The following is a 24,173-nucleotide window of genomic DNA, read 5'->3' on the forward strand; positions in this document are numbered from 1 at the left end:
ACCTGTCAAGATCGATAAGCCCGCATATTTAACATCAAACTCGATTGCGACCCGATTCCCAACCGCTACTCGCTTATAGCGCTAACGAGCAACCTAAGCGTGCGTCATAAAAGCGTTATTCAACACCGATAGCTCAGCACCCATGCCGCCGGAATCACTCCTGTAGCCCGCCACGGATGTCCAATCCGGAGGCCGCTTGGGGATTGTAACCGGCGCTGATTGCCGCCGCGCTCTGCCATTCGCTCTTCCTGAATGGTGGCAGCTCTCTGGCATTGAAACAACATATTCAAACTCCGTTCATGGGGTCACAGACTAGGAGATGTCGATGACATTCTGGAAAATTGCAGCGCTGAACGTCGCTGTTACCATTTCGGCCAGCGCAGCATTTGCCGAAACCGAAATCACCCTCTGGCACGCAATGGGCGGCAAGCTCGGCGAGACGGTCAACAAGATCGCCGAAGACTTCAATGCCTCGCAGGATGATTACAAAATCACCCCCGTGTTCAAAGGCTCCTACGAGGAAACCCTGACCGCAGGCATCGCCGCCTTCCGTGCGGGCGAGCAGCCCAACATCATGCAGGTGTTCGACGCTGGCGCCGCCACCGTGATCGGAGCCAAAGGCGCGACCATCCCGGTTCAGGATCTGCTGACCGACAATGGCGTCAACTTCGACATCAATGATTACATCTCCGGCGTGCGTTATTTCTACGCCGATAGCGATGGCAAGATGATCGGCATGCCGTTCAACTCTTCCTCGCCGATCATGTACTACAACGTCGATGCACTGGAAAAAGCGGGCGTCACGCCGCCGAAAACATGGGAAGAGTTCCAGTCCGTCACCGCACCAGCGCTGAAGGAAGCGGGCTACATCGGCCTGAGCCAGTCGCATTTGCCCTGGATCTTCACCGAAAACTTCATGTCCCGTCATAACCTGCCGTTCGCGACCAACGACAACGGCTACGATGGCGCAGAAGGCACTCAAATCCTCGTCAACAACGACGCGATCAAGGCGCATTTCACCGCCCTGACCGAATGGAAAGACAGCGGTTTCTTTGAATGGTACGGCACCGGCTGGGACGACAACCAAAAGCCGTTTGAAGATGGCGATGTTGCGATCTGGCTCGGCTCCTCCGGCTCTTTCGGCGGCCTGATGAGCAAAGACCTCGGCTTTGAATTCTCTGCGACCTACCTGCCGTATTGGGAAGCCGTGACAACCGAGCCCAAACAGACTTTCATCGGCGGTGCATCCCTCTTTGCAATGTCGGGAAAAAGCGCTGAGGAGAACGAAGCCACCGCGAAGTTCTTTGAATTCCTGACCTCTGCGGATGTGCAGTACTTCTGGCACAAAGAAACCGGCTATGTGCCGATCACCGAAGCCGCTTACGAACTCGCCAAAGAAGACGGCCACTATGATCGCTTCCCGGCCGCCGAAGTTGGCATCCAGCAGTTGTCCCTGCCCGGTGGTGACAACACCAAAGGCTACCGCATGGGCTTTTATGTTCAGATCCGTGACGTGATGAACCGCGAGTATGGCCGCATCCTGACCGGTGAAACCTCGGTCGAAGACGCCTTCGCCAACATCGAGAAAGAAGCCAACGACCTGCTGGCCCGCTTTGCCAAGACCCAAGGCTAAGCTCTCTCATATCCGGGGCAATCCGCGTCGCGCACGCGGGTTGCCCCATCTTCTTTTGCCGATGGAATACCCCTCATGAAACGTGCCGGATTTACCACCGTCTGGTTGCCCATAGCATTGCTGTTGCCGCAGTTGATGATCATCGCGATCTTCTTTTACTGGCCAGCCGCATGGGCGGTGCAGTCGTCTTTCTACCTTCAGGACCCGTTTGGGTTTGGTTCAACCTTTGTCGGGGTCGAGAATTACACCGACCTGATGACAAATACCGAATACGGCAAGGTGGCGCGTTTCACCCTGATCTACACCGCATTGGTGACATTCTTCTCGCTTTCGATTGCCTTGCTGCTGGCGGTGAAGGCCGACAAGGTCATCAAAGGTGCCAAATCCTACCGCACATTGCTGATGTGGGTTTACGCCATCGCCCCCCCGGTTGCGGGGTTTCTGGGGCTGATGTTCTTCGATCAGCGCAACGGGCCGATGACGGAGATGTTTCAGGCGCTCGGCTGGGATTTCCGTCTGGGCGCTGACTACAACTCCACCGCCACCGCGATGGTGATCGTGGCAGTGTGGAAGCAGATCCCGGTCAATTTCATTTTCTTCCTCTCGGGGCTTCAGTCGATCCCGAAATCCGTGCGTGAGGCGGCGCTGATCGACAACCGCTCTGCCTCCGGCCGGTTCTGGGATGTGACCTTTCCGCTGCTCGCGCCGACCGCCTTCTTCCTGCTGATCATCAACATCACCTATGCGCTCTTTGACACCTTCGGCATCATCGACACGCTGGTGCGGTCAGAGCCCGGCAACAACCCGGTGACACTGGTCTACAAGGTCTTTGTCGATGGGTTCCGCGGCAATGATCTGGGTGGGTCTTCCGCGCAATCGGTGATCCTGATGATCCTCGTTCTGGCGCTCACCGTGTTTCAGTTCCGGCTTATCGAGCGCCGGATCCATTATACCTGAGAGGGAGACGGGATCATGACAGATATCACCGAAACACACGTCACAAGCCCCGCGCCTTCGCGCTCGACCAAACGCATTCGCTGGTCGCAGGTGTTTGACCACGCGATCCTGTGCACGGGCGCATTCTTCATGCTATTTCCCGTGCTTCTGGTGCTGATGACCACCAGTTTCGAGGACGCGGATATCGTGCGCAACGGGCTTCAGTTCGGGTTTGAAGGCCAGATGCTGGAGAATTTCGACGCCGCGATGTTTGAGGCCGCCGGGTTCAGCAAGGCGATTACCGGCACCCGGATGCTGATGAACTCGCTGATCCTCGGCTTTGGCTTTGCGATCGGCAAGATCGTGATTTCCATGATGGCGGCTTATGCCATCGTGTATTTTCGGCTGCGGTTTGCGACCTTTGCCTTCTGGATCATCTTTACCACGCTGCTGCTGCCGCTGGAGGTGCGCATCCTGCCCTCTTACGAGGCGATCCAGAGCCTTGGCCTTGCCAACACTTACAGCGGCCTCATCATCCCGCTGATCGCCTCTGCCACCGGCACGTTCTTCTTCCGCCAATTCTTCCGTTCGATCCCCGAGGAACTGGTGGAAGCGGCCCGCATTGACGGCGCCGGGCCGATCAAATTCTTCATCGACATTCTGGTGCCACTAAGCCGCACCATGATCGCGGCGATCTTCATCATCATGTTTGTCTATGGCTGGAACCAGTACCTCTGGCCGACGCTGATCACCACCGATGAGGGCATGTTCACCCTCGTGCGCGGCATCAAGCAGATCGTGCAGGTGCTGAGCCAGACCGGCGCGATGATCCCCGAATACGGTAAGGCGTTGGCGCTCTCTCTGATCGCCATGATCCCGCCCGTCCTCATCGTCATTTTCTTCCAGAGCTGGTTCGTCAAGGGCCTGACGGAATCCGATAAATAAGGAACTGAACCTATGGCACAGGTAACACTGGACCGTGTCCGCAAGACCTATCCCAATGGCGTTGAAGCCGTGCAGCCCTGCTCTGTTAAGATCCCCGATGGCGAGCTGGTGGTGCTGGTCGGCCCCTCGGGCTGCGGGAAATCCACTTTGCTGCGGATGATCGCAGGGCTTGAGGACATCACCGATGGGGCGCTCTCGATTGGCACCGATGTGGTCAACGACAAGGACCCGGCAGATCGCAACATCGCGATGGTTTTTCAGAACTACGCGCTCTATCCCCATATGAGCGTTGCAAAAAACATGGGCTACGGGCTGAAGAACCGCGGCGCCTCCAAAGCGGAGATCGACGCCAAGGTGCAGGAGGCCGCCCGTATTCTGAACCTCGGCGACTATCTTGACCGTCGCCCGAGCCAGCTGTCGGGCGGGCAGCGCCAGCGCGTCGCCATGGGGCGGGCCATCGTGCGCGATCCGGAGCTGTTCCTGTTTGATGAGCCGCTGTCGAATTTGGACGCCAAGCTGCGCAACCAGATGCGGATCGAAATCCGGGCGTTGCAGCAGCGCCTTGGCGTGACCTCGGTCTATGTCACGCATGATCAGGTTGAGGCCATGACAATGGCCGACCGCATCATCGTCCTGAACGCCGGGCGCGTGGAGCAGATCGGCACCCCAACCGAGATTTATGAGTACCCAGCCTCCACCTTTGTGGCAGGTTTTATGGGCGCGCCTCCTATGAACCTCCTGACCGCTCAGATCTTTGACGGTGCTTTAAAACTGAATGAGGACAGTGTACTTCCGATCACGGCTCCCGCAGGGATGGGCCATAAGGTACTGGTGGGGTTGCGGCCAGAGGATGTGCGCCTCGGGGGTGATGGCTCTGTGTTGTTCAACGTCGAAATTGTCGAGGAGCTTGGAGCCAATCGCCTGCTGCACGGCAAACTCGGTGGCCAGGATTTCTCGCTGAGTGTGGGCAAGGACGAAGCGGCAAGAACCGGTGTACAGCCGATTACCCTGCCAGTTACGCGCGTGCATTTCTTCGACCCGGATCGCGGCACGCGTATCTAGAAAAACGGGGGTAATTATGCCCCCGTCACATGAGGCCCGTCTCATGCCTTGCCTCGCGTTTCAGAACCTATAGGCTCGCGTCATGACGGTTGCGCAGATCATAGCCTTCGCGCTGGGGATCAGCACGGTTGGTCTTATCCTTTACGGGCTGAGCTATTACGTCATGTCTGATGATGACGAGGACTGATCAGCCGCACCTGCGCGAGGCGTCCACCGGGTGTCATACAAAATAGTCAAAACGCATGGCATGCCCCCAGTTTCCCAAGGGCATGCCATTTTTCTTTGGTATTAACCGCCTGACACCAAGCGCATAGTGCGTGTCGACGCGGCATCATCGCTGATGTGGAAGCTCGCGACGGCCTGCTGGATCAGGTTCGCCTCATTCAATACATCCGTGGTGGTGCGCGTCGTGTCATGCACCATGCTGGTGTTTTGCTGCGAGTTTTCATCCAGACCGGTCAGCGCAACGGAGACCTCGCTCAAGCGGGTAGATTGCTGCTCGGCCTCATCGGCAACCGCATCGACAAGGCTCGAAATATTCCGAATTTCGGACCCGATCTGGGTGATCGCTTCACCAGCTTGTTGGGCAAGTTTGCTGCCTTCCAGGATCTGATTGCCACTGGTTTTGATCAGCTCGCTAATCTGAGCAGCAGAAGACGACGTCCGCTGCGCCAGCGCCCGCACTTCGTTCGCCACCACGGCAAAGCCACGTCCAGCTTCGCTTGCTCTGGCTGCCTCGACGCCTGCGTTCAACGCCAAGAGGTTGGTCTGGAACGCAATATCATCAATCAGATCAGAGATCTTCGCGATCTCAGCCGAGGAGGACTCGATACCTGTCATTGCGTTGATCACCTCTTGGAAGAAGTCCTTCGCTCGATCCGCGCCCTCGCGGGCAGAGGTGGTGGCAATCCGCGCCTCATTGGAGCGATCCGCCGCGATACGCACCGAGTTGGACAGCTCCATACTGGCAGCGGTGGTCTCTTCCAAAGCCGCCGCATTGGATTCAGAGCGCAAGGCGACCTGATCAATGGCCTCGTTCAACTGCTGACATTGGCGCGTCAACGCATCCGCGCCACTGCGGGCCCGCGACACAATTTGAACCAGCGATGCCCGTGCAGCCTCAGTATGGGCCAGCACCTCGCCAAACCGACCTTCCAGATTGGACGAGAACTCATGCGTCAGATCCCCTGCCGCAACTTTCTCGAGCGCAAAGGCAATCTCATCAAACGACGCATCAAGCTGCTCCATCAAACCGTTCACCGCACCCGCGATTTCCTGACTCTGAGCATCTTCCATTTCAATCTCGGCGCGGCGCGAGAAGTCGCCTTGCTGGGCGTGCAGAGCGATGTCCAAAACAGATTTACTCAGTTCGCGATTGGCTTGTGAGCTGTGGATCGATTTCTCCAGATTGCGCGCAAGGATGCCGTATTCATCGTGACGCTTCGCACCGGGTACATCCTCGATGGTTTCGCCACCTGCAAACCGCTCCAGAACTCTGGTCAACTGCTGCAAGGGGCGCAGCATAATCCAGAAAATGACCCACGCTGAACAGGCCGCAACGGCAATCATCACAATCGACGCAATGCGCGCCAGAACGGCCAGACGGTGATACTCTGACGTCAACGCGGCCAGCTGTTTGTCAAAGCGGACCTCAACCGCATTCAGGAACTTGTTCACCGGAACCATGATATCGGCCTTAAAGGCGTGATATTCCTTGGAATGCAGCAGGTCCCGCGCGAGTTTCATGTCCGGTTCGCCCTTGACGGTATAGGCGCCGGAGGCATCCGGGTAGAGACCTTTGACCGCGTTCATCGCCTGAACTTCCAGATTTACAAGCCCATCAGAATTGGCCTGCGCCTCCACCAGATAGTCGAATTCCTCTTCGGTAAACCCTGCTTCCCGCATCAGATCCTGTAGTGGCCGCGTCACACCACTGCCGCCGGGCACCTCGCGGTCTGCAGCGACGAAATCCCAATAGATCTGATGATAGTTCGCGGGCCGTTCTTTATCACCGTTACGGATGGCCAGAATGTCCAGATACTGCGCCTCGTAGGACGCATCCCCGGTGACGACATAGGTTCGGGCAAGGCGGGTCAGATCATCGCTGGATTGTCGCAATTCGTCAGCAAGCAGATAGGATGTGTAGCGGCTTTTGCCAGCCGCGGTTACTTGCTTGCCTGTGTTTTCCAACCACAGGTTGGTGAGGGCGACAAAGAGTGCAGAAACAAGACCGCAGAGCGTTAATGTGACCCCAAGGACACGTATTCTATGGTTCTTCAGCATGTGAGGTTTCCTGGGCAGATTTACTCATTACAAGCCCGAACTATACACCTCATTTATTTTGAATAACTTAACTTCCCGCGGGCATAAGCATATCCACCTGACCAATAGGATAGGCACATCAGGCGGCGTGCCCTCGCCCCGTAACCTCTCGCTAGACGTGGATCAATTTTGAATACCGTAAAACTCCAATGCTCCTGAGGTCGCTATCAGATCGAGTTCGGATTTACAGCAGCGCGATACGAAGACCCGCACCGAAGCGGCAGGCAACTTCGCATGCCCGCCACAAGACCCGAGCTACCCGACCGATTTAATCAATGCCCAAATAGGCTTTGGCGTTTCCAGACATGATCAACTCGGGCGCGTCTGAGATGCACAACTCAGGGTTTTGGAAGTCCGGGTCTTCGAAAAACTCCAGAAACACATTGAGGAAAGACCGCGTCTCGCCGATCATCTGCGGCATGGACCAATCCGTTCCAAAGATAAGTTTCGTTTTGATCGCATGACCACCATCCAAAGCTGGATCTTCTTGCTTCAAGACAGATCTCAACCGTTTAAGGATCTTATCACGCCCTGACGATTTCAGCAGCGGGATCAGGTAACCAAGCCCCATATAGACATTCCGGTAGGTCTTGCACATGAGCAGGCCGCGATAAGCCATTGTCTTTGGCCAGTCTTCTTCGTCGGCCAGCCAACCTCCGAAATCCACATCTGTCGCTCCCCCGCCGTGGCCAAGGCAAAGGCGCAGGTCTGTCGCTGCATACTCCTCCATCGCCGAAGCCCAGAAAGCGGGGTGACAGTTCACGCCAAAGCCCTCTCTGGCTTCAAAGCCTAAAGGCGTGCAATGGGTGAAGAGCCCGAGGTCATTTTCGGAAAAATACCTGATGATATCGGCCATAGCGCGTTCGGTTTCTGGTTCATTTTTGACCTTAATCTGCTTTTTGTACTCTCGATACTCGCGCGCCGGTGACAGTTCCATTGGGGCAAAGATTGGATCTTCGGAATCGTGCAAGCGGCTGATCGGCCGAAATCCCATTGGCGGATAGATCTTGAAATGTGTGACACCAAGATTCTGCGCGTGGCGCACGTTGGTTTTCCAGCCATCACCACGAAACGGGTCCACCGTTCCAAATGGGATAATCACCCCATCCGTCTCCTTCGAAAGGGACACGGTGCGGGCCACCTGAGTGCTGGCGCTGAAATAGGGCTTTTTTGGGCTTCCATCTATGACGCGCTCATAAGCGCGCCGCATATCCGGCAGGAGTGAAATCAAATGCTCAGGATCATATCCGTCCGCCGGTTTATTCCGCGCGTAGTCGCGTTGCAGAGCCCGATATCTGTTGCGTTCTGACAGGAACATACTGAGGAAGAAGATCAGCATTTTAAGGAGCGTGCCGGCCTGCTGCGCTGGAAAGGCCTTGTTGCCAAACCCATCGAGATCCGCATCCGCGCTATGGGGGTCATGACCATGATCGTGACCCTCAAAGTAGCCATTCCCCTCGGCATGATGCGCCGCGTCCAAAAACGCAGGCATTAATATCTCATCCAATTGCTCCAGAAGTTCAGATGGCTCATCTGACGTATCATCTGGCTCGAAACTTTTCTGAATCAATAAGTTGGATGATAGAGTGAAGGTGTTCTTCTCATTGACATACTGGCCGTAGAGATCCTCAAGAGCCAGCATCATGTCTTGCAGATTTTCCTCATGGCTTTGATCGTCAAGGCTGCTTTTCGCAGACTTGCGCATCGCCTTTTCAAGACGCTTTAAGATTGTCCGATGAATGCGCCCGACCGATCCCTCCTCGAGGGCGGAAATGACGTCGTCCTGATTGTCATCACTTTGCGGGCCGTACTCAAAGCGGCTCTTTCCGACCAATGGCACAAGGAGCACGGTGAGGGCGCGCGCCGTAATGCGAGGCACGCCCCAAGATCGCAGTATCCCGTGCAATGGCAGATATCGACCATTGAACAGATGTGTATGGATGTCGATGAAAGGAATTTGTCGGGTCATGAGTTCCCCCAGAAAACTAAAAATCCATAAATGCGGCTCGCACCGAGCCAAACGATTTGGGTCGCACCCCAAGCCTATGACGTTTCCAACTCACATGCCAAGTTTTACATCTATCCTGTCCGTGCAGCGCGTTTCCGCTTCGGCAACCGCCTCATCTTTCAGTCCATCGGAAACGGCTTTCAATGGCCTCGGCAATTGGCCCGAGCGCCGAAATATTGAGCAACTGTTATAAACCTACACCTTCACCCAAGGGTCGACAACGTAGATGCGGGACGATGTACCCCAGTCGCCGGCATAAAGCTGTGCGGCAGCATCGGTTGTGTTGGGGCCATCAGCGATGACGACCGCGGCCATGCGGTCCGCGAGCCCCTCAAGCTCTGCGACCACAGGGTTCGCAAAATAGGTGCCGGGGTTGCCCTCATCTTCGGGCCGCTGATGCGTCCACCCCGGCGCGCAAAGGATGCGCGGCGCATGTCCGACGACACTTTCGGCACCGACCAGCGCGTGAACACCTTCGAGCTGTCCGGTGTTCGCATTCACACCGCCGATGATATTTGCGAGGGTTTCGCCCTCGTCCGCCCCCTCTTCGACGCGAACACAGATCACGACAGCGCCCGCCTGATCCATGATCCCATCGAGCGCGCCGGGCAACGTGCCGCCCCCGGTGCCGTCCTCGGTCGTGTCTAGACGTGCCGCCTCGCGACGGCTACCGGCGATCAGAACGGGAGTGTCGAGAGGAAAGGCATCAGCGTCCGCGCCCGGCGCGGTGCCTACAATGCCAATGACGCCAGTGCTGATGGTACGGATCGGGCGCGGGCCCGAGTCGATCTCAAGCACTTCGACGCCGTGGAGAAAACCAGCCATTTTGCCCTCACTGCTAATTGGATGTTGCAGCGATTATCGGCCATAAAAATACCCGCGCCCTCTGGCGGAATTCCACAGAGGGCGCGGTTGAAGCATGGGGGGGTCAGAATCGTTCGATAAGAGGCGGGATTTCTGGTGGCAGCGCAGGCCAAGCCGCGGCATTCATGAAATCCGCATCGGGATCTGCAGCCAGAGCCTCGAATGCCGCGCGCATGTCAGCAACCCAGGCAAGCGCCAGATGCACGCCATCCAGCACCGTTTTGTCATCATCGGTGCGGTCAGCTTCTGCCTTCGCAGAAGTGATTGCAGCAGCGGTCGCCATATTCATTTGCGCTTCGGCTGATGCGGCGGCGGCATTCAGCACTGACTGCACGGCGGCGCAAACCCTGCTTTACTGCTGCGATAGTCCCCTCAGGGACGCCTGCGTCCAGTGCATCCTTCGCAGTCCAGCCCTCGTAGCGTCGGCCATTGTAAGTGAAGTTCAACATCGCCTGTCCTCCTTAAAGCGTGACCATGGTGGTCTGAATAAACCGGGCATAGTCGTCAGAAACGGCAGCGGCGGGCACTTCCGGATGTACCTTGCCCGCGATGTCGCCGTTGATGGTCGAGGCAGTGGTCAAGAGATACCAACCAATCCCTGCACTGAAGATCGCGCCGTAGTAATCTGCAGGAACGATTAGCTCGCAATAGCGCAGCGCCACCGAACCCGCGCGCCCGTGTGAACTTGACCGAATAGCAAACAAGCCGCGTGGATTAGTGCTTCCGGTATTGGAGCCGGGCAATGCAGCCGTGACATCGGCCAGACTTGGAAGCTGAATCTTGAAACCAATCACGTTGATGTAAGTATCATACCCACAATGGAAGCCCGCAACTTCGGCAAACCCGCTGATGTCGTAGTATCCGATGGTTAAGGTCGGGCGCTGTGCTGGGTCATCTGCTGTGGTCCATTCCGATCCGGCAATGCACCCAACGATGCTCAACATACGGCCATTGGTAACGACGCGCACTGTGGCGGTGTAGTTGCCTCGCACTTTGATCATATTGAAACCGTCATGAGGTGAGAGATCAATCGCACGCTGGATCGATGCAACGGGCGCGTCGGCAGTCCCGTTGTTGGCGTCATTCCTGGCTGCTTGGTCGACATGGACAGTCGAAAAGAATCCCTGATAGCGAGATGCAGCAGCGGCAAGTGCATCCTCGATGCCATCCTTTGCCCCCTCGAAATACTGTTTCAGCGCCGTATAGGCTCCGATCAGATTGTTGATTTGCTCTGTGCTGGTCGCCATCCCGTGGCCTCCTAGATAAAGAATGTGCCTTCTGCCTTGCGGATGGCATCCGCTTGGCGCAGCTGTTCAAGTTGCAGGTTTGCGATTGCGGTGCCGGTGGTGACAGCAAGGTCGAACACCACGTCATCCGGTGCGTTGACGATGACCAGGCCGTCCTGAACGCGAGTAAAGCTCAGCACATGGTCGACCAAATAGGTGATCGCTCCGGTCTGGCGCGCCACCACATCGTCGCCAGCCCAGATCGCAATCAGGTCGCCGTCGGCATCGAAGAACCCCATTTCACGCACGAAGAATGACGGTGTCTCCGGGCCGAACTCCGCTTTGACGCGCCAGGCATTGTTCCCGACAATGTGGCGTGTCTCGATGGGTTGCCGCGCCAGCTCGCGCTGCAAGGCAGTCTGTCCAAATCCAGGGCCGTAATTGCCGCCGTTGCCGTCTCCCAGTGCAATGTGAGTGATTGCGACCTGAGTGCCAGAGCCAGCGGCGGCAGTCAGCTTTGCCTCGGCGATATCGGTAAGAAGCGTTGTGGGCATTACGCTACGGCCCTCCTTTGAACGTCGTGAAGCTGTTGACTGATAAGGACTACCCGTGCGCCTGTTCGAGCGGCGACCGCCACAGACACCCGCCGCGAACGTGGTCGAGGATCTAGCTCAAGCGCTGCAACAGTTCGCACCCGTGGCGCTGTCCGCATGACCAGCTCAGCGCTGGCCGTTGCAGGGCGCGGCTCTGGGTCAGTGTCCAGCCGATGCGAATACACCGGGCGCGCGCCGCTGCGGATCTCGCATTCGGACCTGAAGCCCTCTCCGATCCTCAAATCGAAGTGCGACCGCGCGGGCTTTACGTGTTCGATCAGATTGGTGATCCGCTCAAAAAGCACGCTGTCGATCTGATACCCCGCATCAAAGATATCTTCGCCAAATGCATCAATGCGGAAGGTGTGAGGATTGCCCCCGTATTCGAACCATTCACTAAGGTCGACATTGAAGCCCAAAGCACCCAGTGCACGCTCAACCGCCTGCCTCGTGCCCTTGTGCTGGTGAACCTCAAAGCTCCGCCGAATGACCTCGCGTTGCGTTTCCTCGGGCCATTCCGCGTCCCAGACGTCGACCGAAAACGAAAAGGCCAACCAGGGCAACCACTCGACCGGGCAGCTCTCCGGGTCCCAGATCGCGCGGATACCCCAAAAGACCGTCCTCGGAATCGCCCAGAGCCTCAGCATCCGCCGGAAGGACGCCAAGCCCCCCACCATAGATACCCCGCCGTGGGACAAGGAGCAGACCGATGACTGACACCACCACAGCAGCGATCATCGCGCGCTGCGATCACATCGAGCACTGCGCGATGAACCAACACCACCAAGACGCCGACCGGATGCGCGCCTTGGTGGCAGAACGCGACACCCTCGCCAAACAGGCAGAGGACTGCGCCCGCACCTGCGCGGAACAGGCCGAGGAGATCCAGACGCTGACCGGGCAACTGGCGGAGGCGCGGAATGCGGCGCTGGAGGAAGCGGCAGAAATTGTCCGTGGTTCTGGAAGCCCGGGAATGGCGACAACTGAACGCTTGATCCGCGCCCTCAAGTCCGAGCCAGCCCCGCGGCAGAGCGTGCAGGAGGCGGCCAAGGTGCTGCTGACAAAAGAAACCGGGATGAGCGATGAGTTGAACAGCGCGGGCTGGGAGTTCATCGAAGCGTGGCGCGATATTGTGCAGGAACCTTTGAGCCCCATGGCTTTCAACCACTGCAAGCCGATGCTGCGGAGGGTGTTTGACCACTACCTCCGCGCCCTCGCACAGGAGACCTGACATGCCAGTGCAGCAGCTTTTCGTGAAGGAATCCGACATAGCCAAAATGCTCGGCCATGACGTCAAGTGGCTGCGCTCGAACAGTGAAACCTTGGAACGCCAGTACGGCTTTCCAAAGATTGATCCCGCGATCGGCATGCGCCATCGTGAGGCGGTTGAGGAATGGGCGCGTGAACGCAACGCAAGAACAGCGAAGGCGCGCTCCGAGCGGTTGAAGGAAACCAACCATACGGAGAACCACGATGCGTTTTAGAGACTCGCTCTGGGACGACAGCGAACCGGACTATGCGCCGTTCCTGAAGTACCGGAAAGACCGGGACCGCTATTTCTGGCGGCCAAGCAAAAAGTACCTAGAGGCCGGTTACAAAATCAAAACCTACGACCTTGGCGGATCGCAGGGCGATGGCCTCGACCTAGAGCGCGCAGCGCACTGCCGCGCCCTCACCCGCGAAATGCTGGACTGGTTTGACGGTGAGGCCAAAGGCCGAAAAGCGGGCACATGGGGGTGGCTAATTGGCCGTTACCTGTCCGACGAGTTCAGCTCGTTCCATGACGTCTTACCGCAAACTCAGGACAAGTATCGCCAGATGATGGGATACATCGAGAAGGCTATTGGCAATGTCCTCATCGAGGACACTGACTTTGAGCGGATCATGCGATGGAAAAAGTCCATGTTGGATAAGGGCCGCTCCACCCACTACATCAAGAAATGGTTCACCCACTGGCGCTTGATCGTGTCGCATGGGATCAAGATCGGCAACGACCATTGTTCCAAGGTGAAGGCCATCCGGGAGGAAGTACGGATCCAGAACCCTCCCCGTCGATCGAACTTCGCCACCCGTGAACAGATTGACGCGATTGTCACTGAAGCAGATCGAACCGGTCGCCATCACCTTTCCTTGGCCATTCTCATGCGGTTTGAATTTATTCTGCGAGGGGTCGATGTGCATGGACAATGGGTCAAGGCCGATACCCAGCAAGGCGGCGTTCGCGACGGAGGGCAGATATGGGTCGACGGTTTGACGTGGGATATGTTCGATCGAGAAGTGACGCAGTTCACGAAGGTCATCAGCAAGACCCGCAAGAGCCTGACTGAACCGTACACCTTCACCCTGGAACACACCCCAGATATCAGGCGGCGGCTTCTGGCTATTCCAAGGGATCAGCGCACCGGTCCCGTCATTACACTGGCAAATGGGAAGCCACCCAAAAACGGCGTTCTGTCTCGCGGCTTCAAAGAGATCCTGCGGGCGGTGAACAAATCCCGCGCGAAATCAGGCCTTGAGCCATTCCCTGACGAATTGCAGATCCGCGATACGCGCGCCGGGGGCATTACAGAGGCAAAGTCTTTGGTAGATCCCACTACACTCCAGCACGCGGCGCAGCACACCCAAGGCAACACCACCGCGATCTATACTCGCGACCGTTCGGGTGCGGCCAACAATGTTGTGGAGATTCGTGCAAAACGGGGTTGAGAACGCAACGTGTACCCACTCGTGTACCGCGTGAGTACCGGGCGCTTATTTAAGTAGATCAAGAAACCTACATAAGTGATTGATTTTGCGGTGGTACCCAAGGTCGGACTCGAACCGACATGATGTTTCCATCGGGGGATTTTGAATCCCCTGCGTCTACCATTCCGCCACTTGGGCATGAGGAGGTTCCTATCGCTGCTTTTGCCCAAGGTCCAGAGGCAAAAGCAGTGTTTTATGAAGAAAATTTGCCACCGGTCCCAAGCTCACGAAGTGGAGAGTTGACCCGGTGATGCCCACATGCCACCTGAACGCAATAGCTTGTTGAAGAGGTCTTTTCCGTAAAATGCTGCGTTCCCTTTATGATCGGACTATGGCGCTTGCCGACCACCCGCATGCGCTGTGGTGGCTGGCGATTGTGGCATTTATCGAAAGCTCGGTCTTTCCGATCCCGCCGGACGTGCTGATGATCCCGATGATCCTTGCACGACCTTCGCGTGCCTGGCTCATTGCGCTCGTGGCGCTTTTGGCGTCCGTTGCAGGTGGTCTATTGGGCTATGCCATTGGTGCGTTCTTCTACGAGGGCATCGGCCAGCCAATCCTTGAAGCGATGGGCAAGGCCGACAAGATGGCCGAGTTTAACGAGCGCTTTAACGACTTTGGCTTCTGGGCGGTGCTGATCGCGGGGGTGACGCCGTTTCCTTACAAGGTCATCACCATCATGTCCGGCTGGACGGGCATGCCGATCATGACTTTTGTGGCGACCTCGCTCCTTGCTCGTGCCTTGCGGTTCTTCCTTGTGGCGGGGTTGCTGTGGCAATTCGGCGCGCCGGTGCGTGACTTTATTGAAAAGCGCTTGGGGCTGGTGTTCACCGTCTTCTGTCTGCTGCTCTTTGGCGGCTTTCTTGCACTGAGGTATCTATGACGTTCAGCCGTTTTCTTATCCTGCTTGCCGCTGGAGGCTCTGCAGCGCTGCTGCTTGGGGCATTTGGATTTCAGTATATTGGCGAGCTTGCGCCCTGCAAACTCTGTATCTGGCAGCGCTACCCGCATGGGGCAGCCGTTGGCATCGGTATTCTTGCGGTTCTGATCCCTGGTGCGATTTTGCCCTATCTGGGTGCACTGGCCGCCCTAACCACATCCGCTATCGGTGCCTTTCATGCAGGCGTTGAACAGGGATGGTGGGAAGGCCCGACCACCTGCACCTCTGGCGCGATTGACAACCTCAGCGCGGATGAGCTGATGTCGCAGATCATGTCCGCGCCCCTCGTGCGCTGTGACGACATCCCGTGGGAGATGTTCGGCCTGTCCATGGCGGGCTGGAACGCGGTGATCTCGTTTGGTCTGGCCGCGCTATGGTTCGCAGCTGCCCGTCACGCACGCTAAGGGTCAGCTTGAGGGTCAGCTTACGGCGCGACTGTCTTTCTTGGTGGCCAGCAACAGGTTGGTTTCGCTGGTCACCACACCATCAAACATACGGATTTTCGCAAGCGCCTCATCAAGCGTCTCAAGCGTTTCTGTCCCCAGCTCTACAATCAGATCCCAGCGCCCGTTGGTGGTGTGGACCGCCCGCACTTCAGGCAGGCCCTGAAGCTGCCTTGTGATGCGCGATGCCCCGCGCCCCTCAATACCGATCATCATCAGACCTCTGACCGGATCGCGCAGCACGTCCTCTTTCAGAACCACCGTGAACCCCAGGATGTCACCGCGTGATTGCAGCCGCTCGATCCGCGTGCGCACCGTCGTGCGCGACAGTTCCAACTGCATGGCAAGATCGGAGAGTGAGGCTCTGGCATCGTGGCGCAGGGCCGCAATCAGGCGTTCATCCGTTTTGTCCATGTATCGGCTCCGTTTTGTGTTATCTCTTCTCCTTATGAGCAATTTGCTCTCTGTATTCCACCTCAAATCGGAGAAATATCAAACCCAACCCCAATCAAGGAGATCGCGAATGTCTTCTCGTCATTGTATTCTCGTTGGCGCACCCGTCGACAGCGGCAAGCGTCGCACCGGTTGCCTCATGGGCCCGGACGCCTATCGCACTGCCGGGCTGGCCGGCGCATTGGAAAGTCTCGGCCACACGGTCGAGGACATTGGTAACGTCACCCCTGCCCCGCATGCGCCCGATGATGGTGCGTGCAAACTGCATGAACCAAACCTCACCCGCGCTTGGACCGAGAGCCTGTCAGAAGCCGCAGAAGCTGCTATGGCACGCGGTATGCCGATTTTCCTTGGCGGCGATCATGCCTTGGCGCTGGGGACCGTGCGCGGTGTCGCAAACCACGCCGCAACTCACGGGCGCCCGCTGTTTGTGCTCTGGCTGGATGCCCACAGCGACTACCACTCACTTGAGAGCACCGACTCCGGCAATCTTCACGGCTGCCCCGTGCGCTATTTCACCAAACAGGCACAGTTTGATACTTTCCCGCCGGTTCCCAACCCAGTGCCGCCCGAAAATGTCTGCATGATCGGTCTGCGTTCGGTGGACACCGCAGAACGCGAAGCCATGGAGAAGGTCGGCATTCACCGCCACGACATGCGCGATATTGATGAAAACGGCATCGCCCGTCCGCTAAGTGCCTTTTTGGAAAAGGTCGCCGCGCAGAACGGCATGCTGCATGTCTCATTGGATGTGGATTTCCTCGATCCCTCCGTCGCACCTGCTGTTGGCACCACAGTTCCGGGCGGTGCGACCGTGCGTGAAGGCCATCTGGTCTGCGAAATCCTGCATGACAGCGGCCTGATGACTTCGATGGATCTGGTGGAACTCAATCCATTTCTGGATGAGCGTGGCCGCACCGCGCATCTGATGGTGGATCTTTGTGCCTCTGCCATGGGGCGGCGCGTCTTTGACCGCCCAACCCGTAGCTACAACGCATGAGCATGCTTCAGGCTCCTGCGGCGGTGGTGATGGTGAGGCCGCATCACTTTATCTCGAACCCGGAAACCCGAGGGGACAATGCGTTTCAGGCGCAGGCCGATGCCAATGCCAACACCATCAGCGCACGCGCGATCGCCGAATTCGACGGCGCGGTCGCTGCGCTGCGCGAAGCAGGCGTAACGGTCCATGTGTTCGAGGACACCAGCCGCGACACCCCGGATTCCGTCTTTCCCAACAACTGGTTCTCCACCCACGCCGGCGGTCATGTGGCGGTCTACCCGATGTTTGCGGCCAACCGGCGCCGAGAGCGGCGCTGGGACGTGATCGAGATGCTGAAGCGGGAGTACCGCGTTCAGGACGTGATCGATTATTCTGGCCTGGAACAGGACGCTCTGTCGCTCGAAGGCACCGGCGCCATGGTGCTCGATCACATCGGGCGCATTGCCTATACGGTCAAATCAAACCGCGCCGATCCGGTGTTGCTGGAGCGGTTCTGCACCCATTTCAACTATGAACCGATGGTGTTTGAAGCCTGCGACGATCAGGGGCGCGATGTGTATCACACCAATGTCCTGATGGGCATCGGCACCGACTATGCGCTGATCTGCCTGGACATGATCCGCGACGCCACCCGACGCGCAGAGGTCAGGCAGCGGCTCGAAGAAAGCGGGCGCAACGTCATCGACCTGTCTGCCGCGCAGATCCAGAACTTTCTCGGCAATACCTTCGAACTGACCGGGCACCGGCGCGTGCTGGCGCTGTCCGCCCGTGCGGCACGGGCGTTGTCCCCGGACCAGCGGGCGGTGATCGAACGCTCGGCAGAGCTGCTGCCGCTCTCCATTCCCACACTTGAAACGGCCGGTGGGTCGGTGCGCTGCATGCTCGCCGGCATTCACCTCAGCCCCCGTCAAAGGACCATGCAATGACCCAACCTTCCGATAAGGCCCTTGTTCCTTTTGTCAGCGTAGACAACATGATGCGCCTCATTCATCATGTCGGAATAGAGGATATGATGCGTGATCTGGCCGACTATATCGAGGCGGATTTCAAACGCTGGGAGCTGTTTGACAAGACCCCCCGTGTCGCCAGCCATTCTGACGTCGGTGTGATCGAACTGATGCCCACCTCCGATGGCGAGGCTTACGGGTTCAAATACGTCAACGGCCACCCCAAGAACACGTCTGAGGGGCTGCAAACCGTGACGGCTTTTGGTCTGCTCGCCGATGTCTATACCGGCTATCCGGTGCTCTTGACCGAGATGACCATCCTCACCGCCCTGCGCACCGCCGCGACCTCGGCCATGGTGGCCAAGCATCTGGCCCCCAAGGGCGCGGATACCATGGCAATGATCGGCAATGGCGCGCAGTCGGAATTTCAGACGTTGGCGATGAAGGCGATCATCGGTCTCAAGGCCGTGCGCCTGTATGACAAGGACCCGGCGGCAACCGAGAAATGCGCGCAGAACCTCGCAGGGTTGGGTATTGATGTGACCATCTGCAAAACCCCGGAAGAGGCAATCGAGGGCACACAGATCCTCACCACCTGCACCGCGGACAAGCAATATGCCACCATCCTGACCGATAACATGGTCGGCAGCGGTGTGCATATCAACGCCATCGGCGGCGACTGCCCCGGCAAGACCGAGCTTGCGCCCGGCCTCCTCAACCGCTCGGACGTGTTTGTGGAGTATCCGCCGCAAACCCGCGTCGAGGGCGAGATCCAGCAGATGCCCGAGGACTTCGCCGTGACGGAACTGTGGGAAGTGATTTCCGGTCACAAACCGGGCCGGACCGGTGATCGACAAATCACGCTTTTTGACAGTGTCGGCTTTGCAATCGAGGACTTCTCGGCTCTGCGTTACATTCGCGACCGCATCAAGGACACGGATTACTTCATCGATCTCGACATGCTGGCAGATCCGGATGATCCGCGCGACCTCTTTGGCATGGTGCAACGCGCCAAGGCCTGATATAGAAAGCGCGCCTCTCGGGGCGCGCTTTTCTTTTTATACCAAAGGGTTCAGGCCTCTAGTTCACTGTCCCAATAGAGATAATCCATCCAGCTTTCATGCAGGTAGCCGGGCGGGAACTTGCGACCCGTATTGCGCAGCTCATCCGCCCCGGGACGGCGCGGTGGTTTGCGCAGGGACATGCCCGCACGGTGCAGAGGCTTGGAGCCTTTCTTGAGATTGCAGCGCGAACAGGCTGCCACCACGTTTTCCCAACTGGTGATCCCACCAGAGGCGCGCGGCACCACATGGTCAAAGGTCAAATCGCCCTTCGCCCCGCAATACTGACAGCGAAATTCGTCCCGCAAGAATAAATTAAAGCGCGTGAAGGCCACGCGCTTTTGGGGTTTGACAAAGTCCTTCAGTACCACGACCGACGGTATTCGGATCTCGGTACTGGGACTGCGCACAACCTCGTCATACTCGGCCACGATGGCAACCCGATCGAGCCAAGCGGCTTTGACGGCGTCCTGCCATGGCCAGAGTGACAAGGGGTAGTATGACAAAGGACGATAATCCGCGTTCAACACCAGCGCTGGATGTTGTTTCAGAGCCCCCGGCTCCCTTACGAATTCTGTCCTGAAGTCTCCGTCCATGAACGTCTTCCTCGCCCTGCTTGCCTCGAGATGGCACCAGAGCGGGGAACCCGCCCCAGCTTGTGATTGACTATATATCGTGGCCGGAGCCTGACAAGCCCCAAAGCGCCACCAGATGTCGTGTGAGATAGGATGATTCCGTTACAGAGGCGTGACAGTTATCCACAGCCCGCACATCAGGCATTCCGCAACGCGGCATCTGCGCAGGCTTGCACCACGGCCCGCCTGCCCGTAGAGCCAACCCCATGAGCCGTTTGATCCGTTTCAACAAACCCTTTGACGTGCTGCCGCAGTTCACCGATCGCGGCAGCGAAGGCAGCCCGCGTGCCACGCTGAGCGATTATGTCGACTGTCCCGGCGTCTACCCCGCCGGGCGTTTGGACCGCGACAGTGAAGGGTTGATGCTGCTCACCGACAATGGCCGTCTGCAGGCCTGGATCAGCGACCCTAAGCATAAGCTGGAAAAAACCTACTGGGCGCAGGTCGAGGGTATCCCCGATGAAGACGCTCTGAACTTACTCCGCCAAGGGGTTGAGCTAAAAGACGGAATGACCCGTCCTGCTAAGGCGCGTCTGATCAATGAGCCTGCTCAGCTCTGGGCCCGCACCCCGCCGATCCGGGAGCGCAAATCCGTGCCCACCGCGTGGCTGGAGTTGAAGATCACCGAGGGCAAGAACAGACAGGTCCGGCGCATGACAGCCGCCGTAGGGCATCCAACCTTGCGGTTGATCCGCTACGCCGTTGGTGCCTGGACACTGGATGGGCTAGTGCAGGGCAAATGGGACGACCTGGACCCGCCGCGCGTGCCCGGCCCGCCAAAACCCGCCGCCAAACCCAGCCGCAAACATGCTGCAAAACGGCGCGCCGGTGCGACATCTGCCCGCAAACCCCGACAGCGCCGCGACGGCTGATCCGCTCAGATACTACCCTCGGCCTCGATCACCAGGACCCGCGCCGCCCCGCGCGGATGCGCCACATGCTCATCGCCCACCTCTGCGTGGAAAATATCCCCCTCGGACAGGGCGTGCACCTCTACTTGGCCGTTCTGGCGCACATGCATGTCGACCGCGCCCTTCAGGACCACAAAGACCTCGGCCCCGTCATTGACGTGCCAGACATAGGGCTGATCCGTCCAGTGCAGCCGCACCGTGGTCGCTCCGGTAAATCGTTCGATATCCAGGGCCTCCCAGGCGCGCGAGGCGGTAAACTCTTGCGGTGAAATCAGTTTCATCTTTCGCTCCGTTCTGATTATGCGCATGATCTGACATCAAGCGACGCACGAACAGCCCGCAGACCGCCGGAAGAAACCGGCGTTTCGCCGCTTTGCGCCGGGGAACCGCAAGAGGACCTGAACCGTGGATCTGGACCCGACAAACCGACGCATTCTGGCAGAACTCACCCGCAATGCCCGGCAGAGCACCGCCGCCATCGGGCGTGCGGTGAATCTCTCGCGTCAGGCGGTGCAGGACCGGATTCGGGCGATGGAAGATCAAAACCTCATCACCGGCTACCACGTTGCCGTCACCGAGACGGCCGCGCCGTTGCGGGCGATGATCCTGTTGCGATTTGCAACGCGCCCCTGCGCGCCCGCGCTTGAGTGGTTGTCGGCTACGCCGGGCATCACCTATGTGGCGTCACTGGTGGGGGATTGGGACGCGATGGCGATGGTTGCGGTTGCGGATACCGATGCGCTGACGCAACTCAACGACCAGATCGCAAAGAGCCCGCTCATCGAGCGGGCCCAGTCTCAGATCGTGCTGAAAGAACAGCGCTGACCGCGCATCACAGGCTCAGTTTGTCGCGCATGAAGGCCAAGGCCACACTCAACCCATCGGGCGCGATCCCGTGGCCGGTGCCCTTCATCACATGGGCAAACACATCCTGAAAGCCCGCTTCTTGCAGCGCTTCAGCAGCCTGCGGCAGAGATTGCGGCGGTACCACGTCGTCCTCGTCCCCATGCACCAGCAGCACCGGCATCCGGCTCACGACCTCATCGCTGAAGGTGTCCGGCGACAGCAGACGACCGGAAAACGCCACGATCCCCGCCACGGGGTCTTCGCGACGCGGGGCCACATGCAGCGCCATCATGGTGCCTTGCGAGAAGCCCAGCAGAACCACCTGCTCCGGCAGCAGATCCTCATCCACCATGAAGGCATCCAGAAACGCGTTGAGGTCATCCACCGCCGCCATCATGCCACGCATGGATTCTTCTTCAGAGGAGCCGTCAATCCACGGGATCGGGAACCACTGGAATCCCATCGGCGCACCGGCGCAGGCCTCGGGCGCATCGGGGGCAACAAACAAAGTGTCCGGCAAATGTTCAGCCAGCGGGTCGGCAAGGCCCAGAAGATCCGCCCCATTGGCCCCATAGCCGTGCAAAAACACCACGGCGGAGCGGGTGTCACCGGAGAGCGGCTCTTTGCGGCCGGCAGTCAAAACGCGAGTCATCGGATCCCTTCCCTGTCCTTTGCCACATGGTAATAGGCCCACAAAAGCCGCGCCGCAACCGACCGCCACGGTGACCACGCCGCGGCCATGTCACGCAGGGCACGCTCTTTGGGGCGTTCCGGCAGGTCAAACAACAGCCGCGCGCTTTCCTGCAAAGCCAGATCGCCGGGGGCAAAGACATCCGCCCGCCCAAGGGAAAACATCGCGTAGATCTCCGCCGTCCAGATGCCGATGCCCGAAACCTGTGTCAGCTCTGTCACCACATCTGCTGTAGGAACATCCCGTAACGCTTTGAAATCTATGCTCGCATCCGCCAATGCGCGGGCATAGCGGATCTTTTGGCGGCTCAGGCCCGCCGCGCGCAGATCCTCATCGCTAGCCCGGAGGATCTTGCGCGGTCCGGTCAGTTTTGCCGCGCGCAGGCGGTTCCAGATCGCATTGGCCGACGCCACCGAGACCTGCTGGCTGACAATGGCACTCAGAAGCTGCGCAAACCCATCAGGCTTGCGCCGAAGAGGCAGCGGCCCCGTGAGCGCCAGCGCATCGGCAAAGCGTGGATCTTGCGCAGAGAGCCACGCGGCGCCTTCGGCCACGCAGGCCGGGGTCTCGATGATGCGGCCAACCGTCATCTGGTGCCCCGCGCGAAAATTGTATTGGTGCACTGCACGCTTCTTGTTCCTTCACCTGTTCAGGGCTACGCAATTGCCATGACTATGACCGCTCCCGCCCCCGACGACCATATTGCAAAGCGCAATGTTCTGATTCTTGTGCTCGCGCAGGCCTTTCTGGGCGCGCAGATGCCGATGATTTTCATCGTGGGCGGACTGGCCGGTCAATCCCTGGCCACCAACCCCTGTCTGGCGACCCTGCCGATTTCGCTGATCGTCGCAGGCTCGATGCTCTCGGCCACGCCAATCTCGGCGATCATGCAGCGGTACGGACGCCGCGCCGGATTTGCCATTGGCGCCACCGGCGGTGCGCTGGGCGGGCTGATCGGCGGCTATGGTCTCTACCTCGGCTCGTTTCCGGTGTTTCTGGTGGGCAGCGCCCTGACCGGTATCTATATGAGCGCGCAGGGGTTTTACCGCTTTGCCGCCGCCGATACCGCATCTGACAGCTTTCGCCCCAAGGCGATTTCCTATGTGATGGCCGGTGGCCTGTTGTCGGCGATTGTCGGCCCGCAGCTGGTCAAGGCCACCAGCGATGCGTTCGTCATTCCCTTCCTCGGCACATATCTGGCGGTGATCGCGGTGAATGTGCTGGGTGTCGGTCTTTTTGCCTTTCTGCGCATTCCGCGCCCCGAAGCGCCAAAGGAAGACGCCCCCATTGGTCGCAGCCGCTGGGAGCTGTTGAAGACCCCCACCATCGTGGTCGCTGTGATCTGCGCCATGGTGTCTTATGCGCTGATGAATCTGGTGATGACGTCTACGCCGCTGGCGGTTGTCGGCTGTGGGTTCAGCCAGAACACCGCTGCGGATGTGGTCACCTCGCATGTTCTGGCCATGTATGTGCCGTCGTTCTTTACCGGGCATCTGATCGCGCGTTTCGGCGTGGAAAAGGTCGTTGGCGCGGGGCTGGTGATCCTCGCAGGTGCCGGTGCTGTCGCCTTGCAGGGCGTGGATCTGGGCAACTTCTTTATCGCGCTGATCCTTCTGGGCGTTGGCTGGAACTTTGGCTTTATCGGAGCGACCACCATGCTCGCTGGCGCGCATGAGGCGCATGAGCGCGGTCGGATGCAGGGTCTCAACGACCTGCTAGTCTTTGGCGGCGTGACCGTCGCCTCCGTTGCATCCGGTGGATTGATGAACTGCTCGGGCGGCAATCCGGTCGAGGGCTGGGCCGCCGTCAATATGGCCATGGCCCCCTTCCTGGTGCTGGCGGGCGGTGCCTTGATCTGGCTGGTGCTGAAACCCAAATCCGCCACCGCCTGATCGCGGGCTGCACCGTGGCG

At 58.6% G+C, this 24,173-nt stretch carries 27 protein-coding genes and 1 tRNA gene; 15 read left to right on the forward strand and 13 right to left on the reverse strand.

What is annotated here, in order from left to right; translation table 11 throughout:
* Positions 1 to 325 precede the first annotated feature (325 nt).
* The 4 genes from K529_RS07450 to ugpC all read left to right on the forward strand — a co-directional run bounded on the left by K529_RS07450 (position 326) and on the right by ugpC (position 4,576).
* On the forward strand, positions 326 to 1,633 hold the full coding sequence (locus tag K529_RS07450; RefSeq protein WP_040641387.1) for an extracellular solute-binding protein: 1,308 nt from the start codon (positions 326 to 328) through the stop codon (positions 1,631 to 1,633).
* 75 nt (positions 1,634 to 1,708) lie between these two features.
* Positions 1,709 to 2,590: an ABC transporter permease subunit gene (locus K529_RS07455; RefSeq protein WP_005611308.1), complete on the forward strand. Its 882-nt coding sequence runs from the start codon at positions 1,709 to 1,711 to the stop codon at positions 2,588 to 2,590.
* Positions 2,591 to 2,605: 15 nt separating this feature from the next.
* Positions 2,606 to 3,514: an ABC transporter permease subunit gene (locus tag K529_RS07460; RefSeq protein ID WP_005611311.1), complete on the forward strand. Its 909-nt coding sequence runs from the start codon at positions 2,606 to 2,608 to the stop codon at positions 3,512 to 3,514.
* Between the two features lie 12 nt (positions 3,515 to 3,526).
* Complete coding sequence (gene ugpC, locus K529_RS07465) at positions 3,527 to 4,576, forward strand: sn-glycerol-3-phosphate ABC transporter ATP-binding protein UgpC (protein WP_005611313.1); 1,050 nt, start codon at positions 3,527 to 3,529, stop codon at positions 4,574 to 4,576.
* Between the two features lie 288 nt (positions 4,577 to 4,864).
* Here ugpC and K529_RS07470 read toward each other — a convergent pair whose 3' ends face one another.
* The 7 genes from K529_RS07470 to K529_RS07510 all read right to left on the reverse strand — a co-directional run bounded on the left by K529_RS07470 (position 4,865) and on the right by K529_RS07510 (position 12,266).
* Positions 4,865 to 6,859: a methyl-accepting chemotaxis protein gene (locus K529_RS07470; RefSeq protein ID WP_005611315.1), complete on the reverse strand. Its 1,995-nt coding sequence runs from the start codon at positions 6,857 to 6,859 to the stop codon at positions 4,865 to 4,867.
* Between the two features lie 307 nt (positions 6,860 to 7,166).
* Positions 7,167 to 8,939, reverse strand: coding sequence for an amidohydrolase family protein (locus K529_RS07475; protein ID WP_131664964.1), 1,773 nt, complete (start codon positions 8,937 to 8,939; stop codon positions 7,167 to 7,169).
* A 162-nt stretch (positions 8,940 to 9,101) separates the two neighbouring features.
* Positions 9,102 to 9,731 (reverse strand): phage tail sheath protein, encoded by a 630-nt coding sequence (locus K529_RS07490; protein WP_046002191.1) that lies wholly within the window; start codon positions 9,729 to 9,731, stop codon positions 9,102 to 9,104.
* Positions 9,732 to 9,834: 103 nt separating this feature from the next.
* Positions 9,835 to 10,104, reverse strand: coding sequence for a hypothetical protein (locus K529_RS07495; protein WP_005635540.1), 270 nt, complete (start codon positions 10,102 to 10,104; stop codon positions 9,835 to 9,837).
* A gap of 127 nt (positions 10,105 to 10,231) precedes the next feature.
* Positions 10,232 to 11,017 carry a hypothetical protein gene (locus tag K529_RS07500; RefSeq protein ID WP_005635536.1) on the reverse strand — a complete coding sequence of 262 codons (786 nt, stop codon included), beginning with the start codon at positions 11,015 to 11,017 and terminating at the stop codon, positions 10,232 to 10,234.
* Between the two features lie 11 nt (positions 11,018 to 11,028).
* The gene (locus K529_RS07505; RefSeq protein ID WP_005635532.1) at positions 11,029 to 11,550 is read right to left on the reverse strand and encodes a phage tail-collar fiber domain-containing protein; all 522 of its coding nucleotides are present in this window, start codon (positions 11,548 to 11,550) and stop codon (positions 11,029 to 11,031) included.
* Complete coding sequence (locus K529_RS07510; RefSeq protein WP_005635530.1) at positions 11,550 to 12,266, reverse strand: phage tail protein I; 717 nt, start codon at positions 12,264 to 12,266, stop codon at positions 11,550 to 11,552. The genes K529_RS07505 and K529_RS07510 overlap by 1 nt, the downstream gene beginning before the upstream one ends.
* A 32-nt stretch (positions 12,267 to 12,298) precedes the next feature.
* Between K529_RS07510 and K529_RS07515 the strand changes: the two genes are divergently transcribed.
* From K529_RS07515 to K529_RS07525, 3 genes are read left to right on the forward strand one after another with little or no spacing between them, the layout of a single operon-like run.
* The gene (locus K529_RS07515; RefSeq protein WP_005635527.1) at positions 12,299 to 12,820 is read left to right on the forward strand and encodes a DUF305 domain-containing protein; all 522 of its coding nucleotides are present in this window, start codon (positions 12,299 to 12,301) and stop codon (positions 12,818 to 12,820) included.
* 1 nt (position 12,821) lies between these two features.
* Positions 12,822 to 13,073: a hypothetical protein gene (locus K529_RS07520; RefSeq protein WP_005635525.1), complete on the forward strand. Its 252-nt coding sequence runs from the start codon at positions 12,822 to 12,824 to the stop codon at positions 13,071 to 13,073.
* Positions 13,063 to 14,295 (forward strand): site-specific integrase, encoded by a 1,233-nt coding sequence (locus K529_RS07525; RefSeq protein WP_005635523.1) that lies wholly within the window; start codon positions 13,063 to 13,065, stop codon positions 14,293 to 14,295. Before K529_RS07520 ends, K529_RS07525 begins: the two co-directional genes overlap by 11 nt.
* 91 nt (positions 14,296 to 14,386) lie before the next feature.
* Here the strand turns inward: K529_RS07525 and K529_RS07530 are convergent.
* A tRNA-Leu gene (locus K529_RS07530) sits at positions 14,387 to 14,472 on the reverse strand.
* Positions 14,473 to 14,638: 166 nt separating this feature from the next.
* On the opposite strand from K529_RS07530, the gene K529_RS07535 reads away from it, so the two are divergent.
* Both K529_RS07535 and K529_RS07540 read left to right on the forward strand, forming a co-directional pair.
* Positions 14,639 to 15,217, forward strand: coding sequence for a YqaA family protein (locus K529_RS07535; protein WP_005635521.1), 579 nt, complete (start codon positions 14,639 to 14,641; stop codon positions 15,215 to 15,217).
* Entirely contained in the window at positions 15,214 to 15,678 is a 465-nt protein-coding gene (locus K529_RS07540) for a disulfide bond formation protein B (protein ID WP_005635519.1), read from the forward strand. The genes K529_RS07535 and K529_RS07540 overlap by 4 nt, the downstream gene beginning before the upstream one ends.
* Positions 15,679 to 15,693: 15 nt before the next feature.
* Here the strand turns inward: K529_RS07540 and K529_RS07545 are convergent, their stop codons facing one another.
* Complete coding sequence (locus K529_RS07545; protein ID WP_005635517.1) at positions 15,694 to 16,131, reverse strand: Lrp/AsnC family transcriptional regulator; 438 nt, start codon at positions 16,129 to 16,131, stop codon at positions 15,694 to 15,696.
* Between the two features lie 109 nt (positions 16,132 to 16,240).
* On the opposite strand from K529_RS07545, the gene rocF reads away from it, so the two are divergent.
* From rocF to K529_RS07560, 3 genes are read left to right on the forward strand one after another with little or no spacing between them, the layout of a single operon-like run.
* Entirely contained in the window at positions 16,241 to 17,170 is a 930-nt protein-coding gene (gene rocF / locus K529_RS07550) for an arginase (protein WP_005635515.1), read from the forward strand.
* Positions 17,167 to 18,096 (forward strand): citrulline utilization hydrolase CtlX, encoded by a 930-nt coding sequence (gene ctlX / locus K529_RS07555; RefSeq protein WP_046002153.1) that lies wholly within the window; start codon positions 17,167 to 17,169, stop codon positions 18,094 to 18,096. The genes rocF and ctlX overlap by 4 nt, the downstream gene beginning before the upstream one ends.
* Positions 18,093 to 19,139, forward strand: a complete 1,047-nt coding sequence (locus tag K529_RS07560; RefSeq protein ID WP_005636953.1) for an ornithine cyclodeaminase — start codon at positions 18,093 to 18,095, stop codon at positions 19,137 to 19,139. The genes ctlX and K529_RS07560 overlap by 4 nt, the downstream gene beginning before the upstream one ends.
* 50 nt (positions 19,140 to 19,189) lie before the next feature.
* Here the strand turns inward: K529_RS07560 and K529_RS07565 are convergent, their stop codons facing one another.
* A complete protein-coding gene (locus K529_RS07565) occupies positions 19,190 to 19,774 on the reverse strand; it encodes an HNH endonuclease (protein ID WP_005676209.1) in 585 nt (194 codons plus the stop codon).
* Between the two features lie 245 nt (positions 19,775 to 20,019).
* Here K529_RS07565 and K529_RS07570 point away from each other — a divergent pair, with 245 nt between their 5' ends.
* A complete protein-coding gene (locus tag K529_RS07570) occupies positions 20,020 to 20,685 on the forward strand; it encodes an rRNA large subunit pseudouridine synthase E (RefSeq protein WP_046002152.1) in 666 nt (221 codons plus the stop codon).
* Between the two features lie 5 nt (positions 20,686 to 20,690).
* Here K529_RS07570 and K529_RS07575 read toward each other — a convergent pair whose 3' ends face one another.
* Positions 20,691 to 21,005 (reverse strand): hypothetical protein, encoded by a 315-nt coding sequence (locus K529_RS07575; RefSeq protein ID WP_005659794.1) that lies wholly within the window; start codon positions 21,003 to 21,005, stop codon positions 20,691 to 20,693.
* Between the two features lie 124 nt (positions 21,006 to 21,129).
* Here K529_RS07575 and K529_RS07580 point away from each other — a divergent pair, with 124 nt between their 5' ends.
* Positions 21,130 to 21,549: an Lrp/AsnC family transcriptional regulator gene (locus K529_RS07580; protein WP_005659797.1), complete on the forward strand. Its 420-nt coding sequence runs from the start codon at positions 21,130 to 21,132 to the stop codon at positions 21,547 to 21,549.
* Between the two features lie 7 nt (positions 21,550 to 21,556).
* Here the strand turns inward: K529_RS07580 and K529_RS07585 are convergent, their stop codons facing one another.
* Together K529_RS07585 and K529_RS07590 are read right to left on the reverse strand one after the other, a co-directional pair.
* Complete coding sequence (locus K529_RS07585) at positions 21,557 to 22,222, reverse strand: alpha/beta hydrolase (RefSeq protein WP_005659799.1); 666 nt, start codon at positions 22,220 to 22,222, stop codon at positions 21,557 to 21,559.
* Positions 22,219 to 22,851 (reverse strand): DNA-3-methyladenine glycosylase family protein, encoded by a 633-nt coding sequence (locus K529_RS07590; RefSeq protein WP_046002189.1) that lies wholly within the window; start codon positions 22,849 to 22,851, stop codon positions 22,219 to 22,221. The genes K529_RS07585 and K529_RS07590 overlap by 4 nt, the downstream gene beginning before the upstream one ends.
* Before the next feature lie 78 nt (positions 22,852 to 22,929).
* On the opposite strand from K529_RS07590, the gene K529_RS07595 reads away from it, so the two are divergent.
* Positions 22,930 to 24,153, forward strand: coding sequence for an MFS transporter (locus K529_RS07595; protein ID WP_046002151.1), 1,224 nt, complete (start codon positions 22,930 to 22,932; stop codon positions 24,151 to 24,153).
* Positions 24,154 to 24,173: the final 20 nt, after the last annotated feature.

Source organism: Tritonibacter mobilis F1926 (assembly GCF_000376545.2).
Taxonomy (GTDB): Bacteria; Pseudomonadota; Alphaproteobacteria; order Rhodobacterales; family Rhodobacteraceae; genus Epibacterium; species Epibacterium mobile.